This window comes from Streptomyces sp. NPDC006332 (assembly GCF_040612855.1).
In the GTDB taxonomy this organism is placed as follows: domain Bacteria; phylum Actinomycetota; class Actinomycetes; order Streptomycetales; family Streptomycetaceae; genus Streptomyces.
In genome coordinates this window covers 1-15,724 of record NZ_JBEXRA010000008.1, presented here as the reverse complement: position 1 = coordinate 15,724, position 15,724 = coordinate 1, and the positions used below count along the sequence as shown (strand labels likewise).

15 protein-coding genes are annotated in these 15,724 nt (G+C 68.6%); 6 read left to right on the top strand and 9 right to left on the bottom strand.

Annotated elements, in window-relative coordinates; all coding sequences use genetic code 11:
* Positions 1 to 389: 389 nt before the first annotated feature.
* The 3 genes from ABZ027_RS09770 to ABZ027_RS09760 form a co-directional block, all read right to left on the bottom strand.
* Positions 390 to 635: a helix-turn-helix transcriptional regulator gene (locus ABZ027_RS09770; RefSeq protein ID WP_356766192.1), complete on the bottom strand. Its 246-nt coding sequence runs from the start codon at positions 633 to 635 to the stop codon at positions 390 to 392.
* Between the two features lie 785 nt (positions 636 to 1,420).
* On the bottom strand, positions 1,421 to 1,828 hold the full coding sequence (locus ABZ027_RS09765; protein WP_356766190.1) for a PIN domain nuclease: 408 nt from the start codon (positions 1,826 to 1,828) through the stop codon (positions 1,421 to 1,423).
* Complete coding sequence (locus tag ABZ027_RS09760) at positions 1,825 to 2,058, bottom strand: type II toxin-antitoxin system VapB family antitoxin (RefSeq protein WP_053672219.1); 234 nt, start codon at positions 2,056 to 2,058, stop codon at positions 1,825 to 1,827. Before ABZ027_RS09760 ends, ABZ027_RS09765 begins: the two co-directional genes overlap by 4 nt.
* Positions 2,059 to 2,305: 247 nt before the next feature.
* Between ABZ027_RS09760 and ABZ027_RS09755 the strand changes: the two genes are divergently transcribed.
* From ABZ027_RS09755 to ABZ027_RS09735, 5 genes are all read left to right on the top strand, one after another.
* Positions 2,306 to 2,506 carry a hypothetical protein gene (locus ABZ027_RS09755; RefSeq protein ID WP_356766188.1) on the top strand — a complete coding sequence of 67 codons (201 nt, stop codon included), beginning with the start codon at positions 2,306 to 2,308 and terminating at the stop codon, positions 2,504 to 2,506.
* A 104-nt stretch (positions 2,507 to 2,610) separates the two neighbouring features.
* Positions 2,611 to 3,516 carry an NADP-dependent oxidoreductase gene (locus tag ABZ027_RS09750; RefSeq protein WP_356766186.1) on the top strand — a complete coding sequence of 302 codons (906 nt, stop codon included), beginning with the start codon at positions 2,611 to 2,613 and terminating at the stop codon, positions 3,514 to 3,516.
* Positions 3,517 to 3,579: 63 nt separating this feature from the next.
* Complete coding sequence (locus ABZ027_RS09745) at positions 3,580 to 4,641, top strand: alkene reductase (protein WP_356766184.1); 1,062 nt, start codon at positions 3,580 to 3,582, stop codon at positions 4,639 to 4,641.
* Positions 4,642 to 4,648: 7 nt separating this feature from the next.
* Positions 4,649 to 5,128, top strand: a complete 480-nt coding sequence (locus tag ABZ027_RS09740; protein WP_356766182.1) for a MarR family winged helix-turn-helix transcriptional regulator — start codon at positions 4,649 to 4,651, stop codon at positions 5,126 to 5,128.
* A 405-nt stretch (positions 5,129 to 5,533) separates the two neighbouring features.
* Positions 5,534 to 6,442: an SDR family oxidoreductase gene (locus ABZ027_RS09735; protein ID WP_356766180.1), complete on the top strand. Its 909-nt coding sequence runs from the start codon at positions 5,534 to 5,536 to the stop codon at positions 6,440 to 6,442.
* Between the two features lie 611 nt (positions 6,443 to 7,053).
* On the opposite strand, the gene ABZ027_RS09730 is transcribed toward ABZ027_RS09735, so the two are convergent.
* The 5 genes from ABZ027_RS09730 to ABZ027_RS09710 all read right to left on the bottom strand — a co-directional run bounded on the left by ABZ027_RS09730 (position 7,054) and on the right by ABZ027_RS09710 (position 13,011).
* Positions 7,054 to 7,968, bottom strand: a complete 915-nt coding sequence (locus ABZ027_RS09730) for a hypothetical protein (protein WP_356766178.1) — start codon at positions 7,966 to 7,968, stop codon at positions 7,054 to 7,056.
* A 116-nt stretch (positions 7,969 to 8,084) separates the two neighbouring features.
* Entirely contained in the window at positions 8,085 to 8,810 is a 726-nt protein-coding gene (locus tag ABZ027_RS09725) for a hypothetical protein (protein ID WP_356766176.1), read from the bottom strand.
* 252 nt (positions 8,811 to 9,062) lie between these two features.
* Positions 9,063 to 9,386 (bottom strand): helix-turn-helix domain-containing protein, encoded by a 324-nt coding sequence (locus tag ABZ027_RS09720; protein WP_356766174.1) that lies wholly within the window; start codon positions 9,384 to 9,386, stop codon positions 9,063 to 9,065.
* Between the two features lie 152 nt (positions 9,387 to 9,538).
* The gene (locus ABZ027_RS09715; RefSeq protein ID WP_356766172.1) at positions 9,539 to 11,068 is read right to left on the bottom strand and encodes an MFS transporter; all 1,530 of its coding nucleotides are present in this window, start codon (positions 11,066 to 11,068) and stop codon (positions 9,539 to 9,541) included.
* 1,106 nt (positions 11,069 to 12,174) lie between these two features.
* On the bottom strand, positions 12,175 to 13,011 hold the full coding sequence (locus ABZ027_RS09710; protein ID WP_356766170.1) for an NAD(P)H-binding protein: 837 nt from the start codon (positions 13,009 to 13,011) through the stop codon (positions 12,175 to 12,177).
* Between the two features lie 82 nt (positions 13,012 to 13,093).
* Here ABZ027_RS09710 and ABZ027_RS09705 point away from each other — a divergent pair, with 82 nt between their 5' ends.
* Positions 13,094 to 14,068, top strand: a complete 975-nt coding sequence (locus tag ABZ027_RS09705) for an AraC family transcriptional regulator (protein WP_356766168.1) — start codon at positions 13,094 to 13,096, stop codon at positions 14,066 to 14,068.
* An 853-nt stretch (positions 14,069 to 14,921) separates the two neighbouring features.
* On the opposite strand, the gene ABZ027_RS09700 is transcribed toward ABZ027_RS09705, so the two are convergent.
* Entirely contained in the window at positions 14,922 to 15,521 is a 600-nt protein-coding gene (locus ABZ027_RS09700) for a helix-turn-helix domain-containing protein (RefSeq protein WP_356766166.1), read from the bottom strand.
* Between the last annotated feature and the right edge of the window lie 203 nt (positions 15,522 to 15,724).

The following is a 15,724-nucleotide window of genomic DNA, read 5'->3' as shown; positions in this document are numbered from 1 at the left end:
GTGGACCAACGGTGACCGCCACGGAGCCGAACTCACGCGCAGCGGATTCAGTCCGTTCAGGCAAAGTTGACGATCCGACAGGACAAACTGAACGTTTCCGCAGTTCAGAGACCTGCAAAGGTGGGGCGGGTGGGACTCGAACCCACGGCCGACGGATTATGAGTCCTTTGAGGATCTTGGCGGTCCTTGCCGATCAATGCCGATTCACGCCGTTCTTGCAGGTCAGACGTGCCGATCAGTGTCAGCCCTGTGCAGTGCTTGTCGGTCTGTTCCTGTCCTTGTGGCCCCTCAATGGCCCCTGAGGATCTCGAGTACAGGCGATTACCACAGCAGCCGCCGCGTCCGCCCAGTTCAGCCAAGGGGACAGAACCCTCGCACAGCGGATCCCCTTACGAGAGGCGAACTCGGCCAGCAGACAACGCAGGGACCCTGGCCGCAGCCTGTCGATCAGGCCAGCCGAGGACGTAGGCGGCGAGGGTGTCGACCTCGCGGCGTCCCAGCCGGCCCTCCTCGATGCGTGAGACGCGGGCCTGGGTGACACCCATGGCTTCGGCGACCTGAACCTGTGTGGTGTGCTGCCGCTTCCGCAACTCGGCGAGGCGGTGGACACGGGAGGCCAGGACCGTCGCCTGCACCCCCCTTCTGGATCTGATCCTTCTCGGCATCAGTGAAGGCGAAATCCTCGACCAGGTCTCCCCTGGAGACGGCCTGCGGGCCCTTGAGGAGATCAGTCATCGTGCCCCATTCTCCCCATCGATTCGCTTCAGCAGGTGATACACATCGACTGGTCCCGTTCGGCGATGCTTGGTCGAACCGGTCAATGGCGGCGGGAAGTCGCTTCCGGCCGGACCGCCTCGTACGAACTGACGCGCGCGGCACGGGAAGTGCTCCTCGGCGCCAACCCACCGGTCGCCCTCACGGGGCGCGCCAAGATCGCGCTCGCCCAAGCACGCGAGAGCAACTCGGAACTGGTCCAGCCCGACAGGACGGTGGTAGTAAGGGGCGGGCGCGCGACACCAGTGTGCGCTGGTGGACCTGGGATGGATACCGGGCCAACGCCACCCTGGCCGCCGTACCGTCGTACTCACCACGATCGCCGATCCGCTCCAGCGGCCAACAGGCACACCTGCATCGACTTCGCGAGGACGTGGCACCCGCGAAATGGATGAAGGCCATCGCGGAAGCAACAGATCAACTGTGCCTTCCCGCAGTGGACGCACGGGCGCTGAACGGCCTCAAGTTCAGCGCAGCACTGCCAACCCGGCTCGCAGAGGCCACCCTTGCCTCGCGGCTCGCGGATCTGGGCGGTGCGACAGCCGCAGTCAGCGAACCGACCAGGTTCATCGTCCTAGGACAATGATGTGGCCGTCGATCAACGAGAGGCCGGCGGGGCTGACACACGTGAATGTTTCCCAGGAGGTCAGGCTCGCGCGTCTCGCTGCTGAACTTCTTTGAGGACTCCGGCCACCGTAGCGAAGCCGTTGTCCACGTGGAGAACGGTGTGCCCATGGTGTACAGCTGTCGCACACACCAACAGATCGATCACTCCAGCCGCCCGATGCCGGCCCCGTTGGGTCAGTTTGTACTGTGCGGTGTCGACCCAACGCCAGGCGTTCTTCGGAACCGGAGAGGGCGGGCAGAGCGCGTCCAGTTCCTCTGCGAGGTCATCCCGATGGGACGGGCTGGTTGCCGAGTAGAGAAATTCGGTACGTGTCGGCTCGCAGAGGTGGAACACCCCGGCGGCAATGTGTCCCTCCCAGGGACGCAACGCACCTGGGGTGCGAAACAGGTGCCACAGAGCCGAGGTGTCCACCAGATACGTGATCACTCGAAGGCCTCGCGTCGCGCACGCTTCTCCGCGTCATGCGCCGCCGCGGCCTGCTCGAACTCACCACGTGCGCCCCGCGCGGCCAACTTCTCCGCAGCCTCAAGCCGCTTGATCCGCGCCACATAGTCCCGAAGGGCCGCGTTGACGGTCTCCTTCTTCGTCGTGACGCCCATGAGCCGCATGGCCTCGGCCAGCGCCTCGTCGTCGAGATCAATCTGTGTGACGGACATCGGACACCTCCAACGTCCACGATGTATGCACCCAGGATACATCACCAACATCGAGTGGCCATCGATCACAAACAGACCACGCGAGGGAGATGCGACGGATCCCTCAATGGCCCCTGAGGGTCTCCCAGACGGAGTCGCGACAGCAACCGCCACCTCCACCCAGTTCAGCCCAGCGGATGGAACCTTCGCACAGCGGATCCCCTTGCCGACGGGATACAAGGGGCGACCCCAGTCCGCCGGACCGCGCATGGACCTGGGTCATAGCGTGTCGATCGGATCAGCCGAGGACGCAGGTCTCATCGCCGAAGTCAGCGACGATCTTCGAATTGCCGCAGGGCGGCTCGACGTAGGCAGCGAGGGCGTCGACCTCGCTGCGCTCCAGTTGACCGTTCTCGACGCGCGAGGCACGCGCGGGGTCACACCCGTCTGCGCCCCCTTCTGGATCTGATCCTTTTCGGCAGCGACAACAAATACTTGGCTAGCCACATGTTTGCTGTTACGTTGATTATGTGTCCAGCCACCTAAATGGGCGGCAACACGAGAGGAGTCGTCATGAAAGCCATCCTGTTCGACCGTTTCGGAGGCGCCGACGTGCTGCACGAGGCGGACGTCGAGGTCCCGCAGCCCGGCCCCGGGCAGATCCGCGTCCGCGTCAAGGCGGCCGGGCTGAACGCGCTGGACGGCAAGATCCGCTCCGGGGCGATGGAGGCCGCGTTCCCCACCCCGCTCCCCGCCGTTCCCGGCGCCGAGCTCGCCGGCGTGGTGGACGCCCTGGGTGAGGGCGTGCAGGACATGAAGGTGGGCGATGAGGTGCTGGGCTGGTCGGACACCGGCTCGTACGCCCAGTACGCACTGGCCACCACCGTGGCCCCCAAGCCCGCCGGCCTCGACTGGCAGCACGCGGTCGCGCTGCCGGTGGCGAGCGAGACGGCCGAGCGGGTCCTGGACCTGCTGGGCGTCGCCGCCGGGGAGACCGTACTGATGCACGGCGCGGCCGGAGCGGTCGGCACCCTGGCGGTCCAGCTCGCCACGGCCCGAGGAGCGCGTGTCATAGCCACCGCCGGACCCTCCAACCAGGACTACCTCACCTCGCTCGGCGCCACCGCGACCCTCTACGGCGAGGGTCTGGTCGAGCGGGTCCGGGCGCTCGCCCCCGACGGCGTGGACGCGGTGTTCGACCTGGCCGGGAAGGGCGCCCTGGAGGACTCCATCGCCCTGCGCGGCGGCACCGAGCGCATCGTCACCATCGCCGACTTCCGCGCGCACCAGCTCGGCGTCACCTTCTCCAGCGGCGGCCGGCAACGCTCGGCCGCCCGCCTGGCCGCCCTGGCGCAGGACGCCGCGACCGGCAAGCTCGTCACCACCGTCACCGCCTACCCGCTCACCCAGGCCGCCACGGCGCAGCAGGTCAGCGACGCCGGGCATGGCCGGGGCAAGCTCGTCCTCACCCTCGACTGATCACGCCCGCCTTTCCCTCTTGTTCCGCCCTGTTCTGCTCAGCACCGCACCGAAGGACCACTCATGCTGAACGCCCTGTGGACACCGACCACCGTCGGAGACATCAACCTCCCGCACCGCCTGGTCATGGCCCCCATGACCCGTGACCGCTCCACACCCGAAGGCGTTCCCACCGAGCTGAACGCCGAGTACTACGCCCAGCGGGCCTCGCACGCGCTCATCATCACCGAGGGCACCCAGCCCAACGCCGACGGCCAGGGCTACCTCCTCACGCCCGGCATCCACAATGACGACCAGATCGCCGGGTGGCGCAAGGTCACCGCCGCCGTGCACGCGGCCGACGGCCGGATCGTCATCCAGCTGATGCACACCGGACGCATCTCCCACCCCGACAACACTCCTCACGGGCGTCAGCCGGTCGCCCCTTCGGCGGTCCAGCCGCAGGGCGTGATGTTCACCGCGGCCGGGCCCCAGGAGATGCCGGCACCCCGTGCGCTGTCGACGCAGGAGGTCGTGGCGACCGTCGACGACTTCCGCCGCGCCGCAGCGGCCGCCGTCGCGGCAGGCGCCGACGGCGTCGAGATCCACGGCGCCAACGGCTACCTCGTGCACCAGTTCCTCGCCGACAACACCAACCAACGCACCGACCAGTACGGCGGCTCCATCGCGGGCCGCGTCCGCTTCGCCGTCGAGGTCGCCACCGCCGTGGCCGAGGAGATCGGCGCGGACCGCACCGGCCTGCGCATCTCCCCCGGCAACCCCTACAACGACATCGCCGAGTCCGACACCGCCGAGCTGTATCCGGCGCTCCTACGTGCGCTCAGCCCGCTCGGCCTCGCCTACCTCCACGTGATGCACTCGGGCGACGACGAGCTGCTGGGCACCCTGCGGTCGCTGTGGCCGACCACGCTGATCCTCAACCGGGCCGGCACCGACCTGCCCACCCGCGCGAAGGACATCGACCACGGCACGGCCGACCTCGTCTCCGTCGGCGCCCTCGCGCTCGCCAACCCGGACCTGGTCGAGCGGCTACGCTCTGACGCGCCGCTGAACACCCCCGACCCGGCGACCTTCTACGGCGGCGGAGTGGCCGGCTACACCGACTACCCCACCCACACCGTCTGAGGAATCGATGTCCGCCTCCACACACCGCACGCCCTCCACGGCCAGCGAGGGGCCGATGAGCTACGCGATCTTCCAGCTCGCCCGCGCCCACCGCGCCCGCGCCGCCGCCATGCTCCGTGCGATGGACCTGCATCCCGGACAGGAACTGCTATTGATGCAGCTCCTCGACCGGGACGGCCAGACCCAGTCCGAGCTGCTGGAGAGCGTCGGCCTGGACCACTCCACCGTCTCCAAGTCCCTGCGCCGCATGCAGGACGCCGGACTGCTCGTCCGCGAGCCGGCCGCACACGACCGGCGCGTCATGGTCGTCCACCTCACCGACAAGGGCCGAGCCATGCGCGAGCCCATCGCGGCGATGTGGCAGGCCCTGGAGGAGACCTCCGCGCTGAACCTGTCGGCGCAGCAGGCGGAGTCCTTCGTCCGCACCGCCTACGTCATCGCCGACGCGATCAACAGCAGCGCTCTTCCGCAGGAAGAATCCGAGTAACTCCCCTCGGCCTGTACCCCGGTTCCGGCCTGGAGTGCGCTTCGTTTCCGGCGTCCCTGCAAAGCGGACAGTGCTGCAGCGCACTCGGCTCATTCAGACCCGTGCTGAACAGAGCCAACCGCCCCAACTGCCGGAAAAGCCCGGTGAGCCGAGCCCGCGGATGTGGCCCTACCCCCGCTCACCCCCGTATGTCAGGGAGAACGGGTCTGAGCGGGGCCTCAACATCCGGGCAAGGACGAGCTGTCCCGGTGCAGGCAGGACGGCACTCATCCGGGACAGGGCAACACCCCCACAGGGACGGCGAGCCCTTCCCTGTCGCCGGCCAGCCGGCTGCACATCGAGTACACCACTGCCTCGCTCACCTAATCCCCCCCCACTACTGACCTGATGGAAAGCGAGACCCCCATGTCCACCACCCTCCCCGTCCTCGTCGTGGGCGCGACCGGCTCCCTCGGCGGCAAGGTCGTCGACGAACTACTCACGCGCGGCAAGAACGTCCGCGCTCTGGTCCGGCCGACTACCGACGCGAGCAGGCTCGAAAGCCGGGGTGTCGAGATCGCCCGCGGCGACATGCTCGACCTCGACTCGCTCGTCGCCGCCATGAGCGGCGCCGATGCCGTCATCACCACCGCCGCCGGCTACACCCGCGGCGGCAAGAACGCGCACGAAATCGACACCGTCGGCAACGCCAACCTCGCCGAGGCCGCCCACCGCACCGGCATCCGGCGGTTCGTCCTGACCAGCATCCTCACCAGCGACCAGACGTCCCACGTCCCGCACTTCTGGCACAAGAAGATCGCCGAGGACAAGCTCGAACAGCTCGGCGTCCCGTTCGTCGCACTGCGCCCGGGAGCCTTCCTCGACCAGATCGCGACCATGGCGGGCAACCCGATCGACAAGGGCCGCCTGACGTGGATCGGCAAGACCACCGTCCCGCTGACCTTCGTCCACACCTCCGATCTCGCGGCGTACCTGGCAGCCGCCGTCGACGCCGAAGCAGACAACGGTGAGCGCATCGACATCGGCTGGGACCGTCCGGTCAGCATGCGCGAGATGGCCGACCTGATGGGCGACCGAGCCGGAAAGAAGATCAAGGTACGGGCCGTCCCCTCCGCCGTCGCCCGCGCCGCAGGAGCCACCGTCGGCCGCTTCATGCCCCTGGTCAAGGACATGGCCGCGATGTTCGGCTGGTTCGACAGCGGCCGCTACGTCGCCGACCCCCGCCGCCAGGAGCAGCTGTTCGGCCCCGTCCCCACGGCCGAGCACGCCCTCGCCCGGTACACCGACGAGCTGGGCACGGCGCAGCACCGGTGACCAGCCCGCATGCCGGCCCGGCCGCCCGGGCGGGGCCCAACCGGCGAGTGGGAGGAACCGCTCTGACAGATCGCCGTACATTCCTGCCGCACCCGGAATGCGACCTGCCGGGCCGACTCCAACCGGGCTTCACCTGAACTGGCAAAACCACGGCACCTGCTGCGGTGGCAGCGGTTCCTGACAGCCAGAAGTTCTCCAGGGGAGCGACTGTGGCGCGAGGCCGGCCGAGAGGGTCGAGTGACCCATCAGGGCCGTTTCCCCTTCGGGCCGTTTCCCTGCCCGCCTGCCATCACCGGGACGCTTCCTCATCCGCCGGTATCAGCACTGCCTCCGCCGCCGGCCCGGTACTCAACTGTCCGCCCTGTGGATGGCTGCCCCAGCCACGCAACCATCAAATGGGACAACGAATCGACCCCGAAACACCGTCGACCTGGACACCTCTGCGCCGCCCCGGCCCCTGTACGGCCCCTGGATCTTGGCATCGGCCCGCAAGGCAGCCACCCGAACCGCGAGCGACAACCTCGAACACCTACTCCGCCGCAGGTCAGAGGGGTGGAAAATCCCCCGAGTACCACCGGACGCCAAACCCACGAGCAGCGGATTCAGTCCGTTCAGGCAAAGTTGACGATCCAACACCTGACCGACCTCAGCGACTGCATCCGCCGCGCGGGGCTGTCCAGCCCGAGTGCCCTGGCACGTTCGGCGGTGATCGCGTCGAGGACCGAGGTCGTCACGAGGAAGTCCCGGTCGGCGCGGGGCAGTTCCGCGAGGATCCGGGAGGCGATGTAGCCGTGCAGCGGGTCGGCCTCGCCTCCGACGATCGCGGTGTGCTCCTCGGAGCGCCAGGCTTCGAACAGCACACCGGTGACCCAGCCGCCCGTCGCGGACACCGCCTCGGCCGCGTCGATCGTGGTGTTGTCGTTGAGCCTCAGCGCGCCGGCCGCCTCCTCGACGGTGAAGGCGAGGTCTTCCTCCCGGAGCGAGGCCACCGAGGTCGGGTCGAGTTCCCGGTGAATCGCCGCCGGGATGTCACGTCGGCTGAGCAGTACCGCGCGCGCCGTTCGCGGCAGGTAGTGCAGGAACGCCCCGAGCGCCTCCCATCCGTCTCCCGACACTCCGAGGCGTTCCAGGTTGTCGAGGACGAGCACCAGTCGGTGCCCTTTCAGGGACTCGGCGAGCAGCCCGGCGGACTCGGTATGCGGGATGCCCGCGCGCAGTGCGCGGGTCGCCACCTGGTGGGCGGCCGGCACGTGCCGTGCCAGCGTGTCCTCGAGGTAGGCGAGCAGGCGTCCCGGCCGCGTGTCGGTCGCGTCGACCGACAACCACGCCACGGGGTGGGGCAGGTGCGCCGTCGCCTGACTGATGGCGATGGTCTTGCCCGCCCCCGCCGTCGCCAGTACGAGCACCACTTGCCGTCGCTCGATGAGCATGCCGAGGGCTCGCTCGATCCTCGGCCGCGGGACCAGGCGTTCGGGCGCGTCCGGAACCGAGACCTTGTGCTGGATGAGACCTACGGCGTCCGGCACCGTCTGTCGGGGTCGTCCATGGCCACCTCACCGCTGGAGGGGGCTTGCCAGGACTTGGCCGCGTCAAGGCCCTCATCAGCGGTGCAGTCTAACCAGGGACGTGACGAGGTCGCTGGTCACAAGCCGACCTTTCCGGTCGCCCAGTACGGCTGCGTGTGGATGACGGACCGGTGCAGGCCATACCGGTCGCGGACCAGGTCGCGGGCTCGCTGGATGGTCTGCCCATGCCCGGACAGGTAGGCGCGGGTGATCTCCCCGGGCGGAGCGTCGCCCAGCCAGGACAACACCGTCTCCCCCGGCTGCTCGGTCTGCGCGACACCGTCCACGCCGGGCAGGAGGTACCGCACCAGCGATACGTCCTGGAGGGGCACTTCGACCACGCCGCACACCCGGGCCCGGTCGCCCAGCCAGCGGATCATCGAGTGCCACAGTCCCACCGTGGTGCCGTCGCCGCACACGAACACGGTTCCTGGCTCGGCACGTGCCCTGAAGCTCCGAGTCGCCTCCAGCCCCATGGCGCTGACCAGGTCGCCGACCCCGAGATCGTCCAGCCACGCATCGCCCGGCGAAGGCGGGCCCGCTACTGCGACGCTGTGCCGGTAGAACAGAATGGACATCCGCCCCGCCATCGCGTCGAACGCGTCCGGCGTGTAACGCCGGAACTCTGTCGGCGAGACCAGGAACGTGGTCACTTGGCACGGCGCCCATTCGTGCCGCTGCAAATCCTCGCCCATGAGGTGCACCCGCCGGAACGACGGCGACAGATCCTCTATGTCGATCACCGCGCACGGCCTACCACGAGTCTCGATCATCCGGGCGAGAAGCGCGGGCAGTCTGGGCATCGGTCATTCCTTGTCGGTGAAGGTGAAGGAGACGATGTCGCGAAACGCCGGCATGATCTGCTCGGCGTAGGTCTTCAGTTGCTCGCGTTGGATGTCCGGTGCAAGCTCACCGGGCAGCGCCTGTGCCCAGAACTCCCAGACGAACCAGTCCAGTCGGCCGGCCGCCGTAGACCGCGTAGATCTCCTTCATCTGGTCCTGGACCTGGTCCGCGGTGCCGCACAGGAGCAGTCCCGACTCGTACACGCGGCGGGTCAGCGCCCGTGCGTCGTCCAGGTGCAGCCTGCGGTGGGGATCGTCGGACGCAGTGCGCAGTCCCGTCTGGGCCCGACGGTCCGGGCGACGAGATCGACCGTGGTCAGTTCCTGGAGGCGGTCGACGAGCATGCTGTCGCTGATGCCGGGGACCCGCTCGCGCACCTGGGTGAAGCCGATCGGGCCCTTGGCCAGGGCCGCCAGGATCAGGCCGGTCCAGCCTCTGCCCAGCAGGCCGAAGGCCCGGGCCAGGGCCGGGACGGGCCCGGCGGGCTGCTGGGGTTCAGGCCGGCGTGCGGGCTGAGAACGCTGTGGGGTGGTCATGGTGTGTCCGCTCCGGTACGGCGGAGGCGTCGTGGTCCGACGCCGCCGCCGTACGTCGTCGTCGTGGCCGGGTCGGGAGTCGGCCCGTGTCCGCCGGGCCGCGCCCTTGCTGGTGTCGGCCCACATGGACGAGGGCGCCGCTCTTCGTGAGGTCAGCCCATGTGGACGGGCGCGGCGCCTTCGGCGTGCTGCTGCTTGCCCGCGTTGACGGCCAGGCCCGCGACCACCAGGCCCGCCAGGAACATGGCTCCCGAAGCGACGAAGGCCATGGTGTAGCCGTGAGTGAGCGCCTCGCCCGCCTTCGACACCAGGCCGAAGTCCTTGGTGGCCAGGCCCCGGTAGAGGCTGGAGGCCGCCTCCGGGAGCTTGTCGTCGGCCGCCGAGGTCGAGATCGTCGACAGGACCGCGAGTCCGAGCGCGCCGCCGATCTGCTGGGCGGTGTTCAACAGCGCCGAGGCGACGCCCGTGTCCAGGTGGTCCACGCCGCTCACCGAGGTCACCGTCATCGGGACGAAGGCCATCCCCAGGCCGAGGGCGGTGACGAACATCGCGGGCATCAGGTATGCGGCGTACGAGGAGTCGGGCTCCAGGGTGGCGAACCAGAACATGCCCCCTGCCGCGCCCGTCAGGCCGGGGCCTGCGATCAACCGCGGTGCGACGTGGGTGACCAGCTTGGAGCTGATGCCCGCGGCGGCCGCCATGCCGACGCTGAAAGGCAGATAGGCGAAGCCGGTCTTGACCGCGCTGTAGCCGAGGATCAGCTGCATGTAGAGAGTCAGGAAGTAGAAGGTGGCGAACATGCCCGCGCCGATGAACAGCATCGTGGCGTAACTGCCGGCCCGCGTGCGGTCCTTGAACAGGCGCAGCGGCATCATCGGGTCCGCCACGCGCGCCTGGAGGAGCAGGAAAGCGGCGAGCAGCACCGCCGCCGTGGCGAAGGAGACCAGGGTGAGACTGTTGGTCCAGCCGTGTTCGCCGCCGCGGGTGATGCCGTATACCAGGGCGATCAGACCGCCGGTGCCGGTGATCGCGCCGGGGATGTCCAGGCGGCCGGGGTGACGTTCGGCTTCGACCAGGGTTTTGGTGCCGGCGAGGACGGCGAGGCCGATCGGGATGTTGACGAAGAAGACCCAGCGCCAGTCGAGTCCGTCGGTGAGGATGCCGCCGAGCAGCAGGCCGACGGTGGCGCCGACACCTGCCATCGCGGCGTACACGCCCATCGCCGTGTTGCGCGGCTTGCCCGACGGGAAGGTAGTGGTGATCAGGGCCAGCGCGCTGGGCGCGGCGATCGCGGCGCCCACGCCCTGCAGGACGCGCGCGCCGATGAGCAGACCTTCGTTCGGGGCCAGGCCTCCCAGCAGGGAGGCGAGGGTGAAGACGATGATGCCGACCTGGAACATACGGCGTCGGCCGAAGAGGTCGCCTGCCTTCCCGCCGAGCAGCAGCAGGCCGCCGAAGGCGAGCGCGTAGGCGTTGACGATCCAGGCCAGGTTCGCGTCGGACACGTCCAGGTCGGTCTGGATGCTGGGCAGCGCGATGTTGGTGATGGTGTTGTCGAGAACGACCATCAGCTGGGCCGCGGCGATCACGAAGAGCGCCAGGCCGAGGCGCCGACCACCGGGGGAGGCCCCGGACGTGTCGGTACCCGGCTGCGCGGGGGTGGTGGTGCTGTCGGCAGACAAAGGGAGCTCCAAGGGACGACGGAGGGACGCCGAAAATGGATTCACCCGAACAAGGAACAAACCTGGATTGTCAAATCCAATTCCGGCGGGGTTGGTGTACGGCCTGGCACCGGGACGGGACACTAACACCGGGCTGCAACTGATATCGAACCGCGAGGACCGGTTGCGATGTGATTGTTTTCAGGCTTGACGAGCAGGCCGACATGTGAGCAAAACAGCTGAGGAAAGACATACTCCGTGCACAAACCTGGCCGGATTGTCAAACGCAAAATATTCCGGGAACTCCCGACCGGCGGCCGGACGGGCAACTCCGTGTCAGGCGGGAGCGCCGGGCCACGAGGGCAGGGCGCCTTCAGGTCACACTTGGCCGGAGCGTTCCGGCGGACACGGCCGTCCGGGCGGCAGGAACGCGCCGACGCCCTCACCGGTGAGCGGGGGCTCCGGCACCCGGACCGCGTCGACGCGATCTGCCCACGGGCGGGCTGCGGCGACGAACGCCGGGTTCGGGCGGGGACGCACGGTCGGCCGTCGTCACCGAACGGCACCAGCCTGGCGAAGTGCCGATCAGCGCCGATGGCGATGACACCCTGCTGCTCAGCGTCGAGTGGACCGCGCAGGTCGAGCACCTCGGCGGTACAGGCTGCGGGCTGAGCGCCCTGACCTGAACGCGGCGCTCGGACAGCCTATGGCGCCACCACATCGACGCCCGCGAGCGCGAGCCAGGCAGCGAGCGTCCGGTCGGGCCACCGCCGACGACCACGGCCTCCGTCGTCTCCATGACTCTCCTGACGCCCTGATGTATTCGTGCTTTGTTCCGGTGAAGAATTCGGGATATCCCGGAACGCATTCGCCATGGCTTCGCGTATCCGTCCCAGGGAAGCGGCGGCCGTCGGGCATTCGGCACCCTGCCGACCTTGAAACAACGGTCGAGTGAGACGGCCGGGAATTCTTCGTTCCCGACATCGACAGATAGTGCCAGCGGGGTGTTAGCAATGGAGAAACCAAGCGCAGGGCGCCATCCCGGCGGGGCGGGTCGCCGGTTCGTCGTGGAGCGCGGAGGCCGTCCGGGCGAGAGGGCCGATCGTGCAGAGTGCAGCAGGGGGAGGTCAGGTGTTCCAGACGCCCTCCCGGGCCGCAGTGTCGACGTACTCGGAGAAGTCCCGGGGAGGCCGGCCGAGCGCACGCTGAACGCCGTCGTCGAGCGAGTCGAGGCCGCCGGATCGGACGTGTTCGTACAGGCCGACCGACAGACGCACCCATTCCTCGGGCACGCCCTGCGCACGCTGCTCGGCCCCGTACGCCTCCGGGCTCAGGGCCACATAGCGGATGTCGCGGTGCGTGGCCCGGGCGATCTCCGCGACCGCGTCCCCGAAGGTCATCAGCCGCGGTCCACTGAGTTCGTAGTCCCGCCCGGCGTGCCCGTTCTCGGTGAGAGCGGCGACCGCTACCTCGGCGATGTCCTCGGCGTCGACGAACGCTTCTTTGCCGTCCCCGGCCGGCAGCCGCACATCACCGCTCAGTACGGGGTCACGCAGGAAGTCCTCGCTGAAGTTCTGGAAGAACCACCGCGGCCGCAACACGGTCCGCTCCAGGCCCACGTGTTCCAGCGTCCGCTCCGCGGCAAGGACTTGCTCGTAGTCCGGGCCCCCGCCCTCGGGCATGGACAACAGCACCGCTCGCCGGGCCCCTGCCGCCGCGGCCTGCCGGGCGAACGCGGCGACAGTCTCCGTGGCCTGCGGGCTGCCGAGGTCGGGGACGACGAGGTACATGGCCCCCACCCCGTGCAGTGCCGGCTCCCAGGTGTTCCGATCGGTCCAGTCGAAGGACGGCGTACCGGAACGGGACGCCGCGCGGACCGTCGTGCCCCGCTCCTCCAACAGCCGCACAACTCGGCGGCCGGTCTTGCCCGTAGCCCCTGTCACCAGGATCGTCTCGTCGTTCATGAATTCAACTGAACCAGCCACTGCCCGCCCCGACCATGCCGTGCGAACTCAGGTCCATACCCGTTCGTCTACGCTGACCGGCATGGAGGATCCCATGACGCTGACCAGCACGGATCCGCTGACGGACTTGCTGAACGGTGTAAGGACCAGTGGCGCGGTCTTCAACCGGTCGGCCCTCCCCGGCTCCTGGGCCGCTCGCTTCGAAGACGGCTCGCCGCTGGCGTTGGCAGTACTCCTGCGCGGCTCTGTCTGGGTCATTCCGCAGGACGCGGATCCGGCGCGGCTCGGCCCCGGAGATGTCGCCGTGCTCTGCGGTGGCGCCCCGTATGTGATAGCGGACGACCCGGCCACCGAACCGGACGTGGTGATCCGCTCAGGAGGTCGCTGCACGACCGTGCGGGGCGAGGAGTCGGTCGCCGCGCGAACTCCGGGCACGCCCCCCTCAGGCACGACAGAGCCTGGCGGCACGCTCCTCCTGAGCGGCCTCTACTCCGCCGATCACGGCGTACCGAGCCGGCTGCTCGCGGCGCTGCCGCCGCTGGCCGTCGTCGAAGCTGAACTGGGTACCTGCCCGGTGAGCTCGGCAGTCTTCGAGGAGATCACCCGCGAGGAGCCGGGGCAGCAGATCCTCCTGGACCGGACGCTGGACCTGATGCTCATCACCGCCCTGCGGGCCTGGCTGACCCGCCCCGGCACCCAGATCCCCGGCTGGTACCAGGCCCAAAGCGACCCCGTGGTCGGTCCCGCCCTGCGCCTGCTGCAGGCCGACCCCGCCCGCCCCTGGACACTGCCCGCCCTGGCGGCCGAGGCCGGAGCGTCCCGGGCGAACCTGGCCCGCCGCTTCACCGCCCTGGTCGGCCGTCCGCCGATGACTTACCTACGGGAACGGCGCCTCGCTCTGGCCGCCGAGCTCCTGCGCGAGCCCGACGCGACGCTCGCCCTGGTGGCGCACCGCGTCGGCTTCTCCAACGCCTTCGCCCTGAGCGCCGCGTTCAAGCGGGAACATGGCGTCAGCCCGAACGCGTATCGGATACGGGAGCCACGGGCGAAGACCTGACACCTCGGGGAACCCGCGCACTCCCGATGCCGTTTCGATGCCTCCACAGGCAGGCCCCCTTCCCTCGCCCATCGCCAGAACGCACTCTCTCGGTCACCTGCTCACATTCGCCTCAACGCGCGACAACGGCACACAGGCGGCCAGCCCTCTGGCTGGCATCGAGCGGCGCGCAGGGCAAGCAAATGAGACAAAGAACCGGCCCGGGGACACCCTCGGCACGGCTACGCCTGCGTCGTCCCGTCCCCTGCCCGGCCCCTGGATCTTGATAGCAAGCCCCCGGGGCCGTCATCCCACAGGCTGGCAACAACCAGGATCACCTACTCCACCGCAGGTCAGATGCGGTTGGAACTCCCGGAGCACCGCCCGACTCCAAACCCACGAGCAGCGGATTCAGTCCGTTCAGGCGAAGTTGACGATCCGACAGGACAAAATGAACGTTTCCGCAGGTCAGAACCCTGCACAAGTGGGGCGGGTGGGACTCGAACCCACGGCCGACGGATTATGAGTCCTTTGAGGATCTTGTCGGTCCTTGCCGATCAACGTTCATCCATGGCGTTCTCGCAGGTCAGATGCGGTTATCCATGTTGGGGATAGTCAGCCCTTGTCAGTCCGTTCCTGTCCTTGCGGCCTCAACTCGGCCTCAACGAGGCCCGACAGGATCGCGCCGCAGGCATGAAGGACGATCGCGCCAGCTCCAGGACGGCCTTCGAATCCGCCCGCAGCGGATTCGCATTCCAACGCGCAGAGGCTCCGCCCCGGGTATTGAGGCAGAGCTTCTATGGCAATTTTCCAGGCCGTCGGGCTGTACATCGGGCACACCTGGAGCATCTCGCGTCTGGCCGAGGGGGGACGCTCAGCCGCGTGGTCCTGCGCCGTGCAGGAGTGTGTCGATGACGAGGGTGGCCAGCATGTCTGAATCCTGGGCGGCCGGGTCCGCGTCGGCGCCGGGCCTGTCGAGGGCTTCGCCGAGGAGGGCGTAGTACACCTGCCGCGTCCAGTCCAGATCCGCGTCCGGGGCGAGCAGCCCCTCACGTTGGGCCCGGGACAGGAGTTCGCGGGTGTGACCGTCGATCTCGGCCCATAGGGCGGCTGCGGCTTCGCTGTGGGCATTGGTGTGGCTGAGAGTGAAGCGCCAGTTGCTCTTGACCCGCAGCACGTTCGCGGTGACTCGGTACAACGCGACAAGCGCGGGAGCGGCGTCGGGACGGGCATCCTCGATGGCGTCGATGAGCTGCTCCTTGGCGGAGACGGTGAGCGCCTCCAGGAGTGCCTGCCGGTTCGCGAACCGGCGGTGGACGGTGATCCTGGTCAGTCCCGCGGCCTCCGCGATCTGCTCCATCGGGGCATTCGCGTCCTGGGCGAGGACCCGTTCGGCCGCCTCCAGAATCGCGCGCACACTGCGCTCAGCATCGGCACGCAGTGCTCGGGCCATGTCGGTCTCCTGTCTCGTCATCGGTTCCGGTTTCTTGTAGAGGATACGTGAACGCTACGACTAGCCGAATAGTTGATGCTTGCTTGTTGCTGCTGAATGAGTATCTGATACATTGATGAAACCGATCGGGGGTTGCCGGGTCGGCAGGTGCAGGTATGAGCACCGCCGTCGTCCGCACCCGGCACCGCGGTCCCATGCCCTCGGTGCGAGGGCATCCCTCTCAT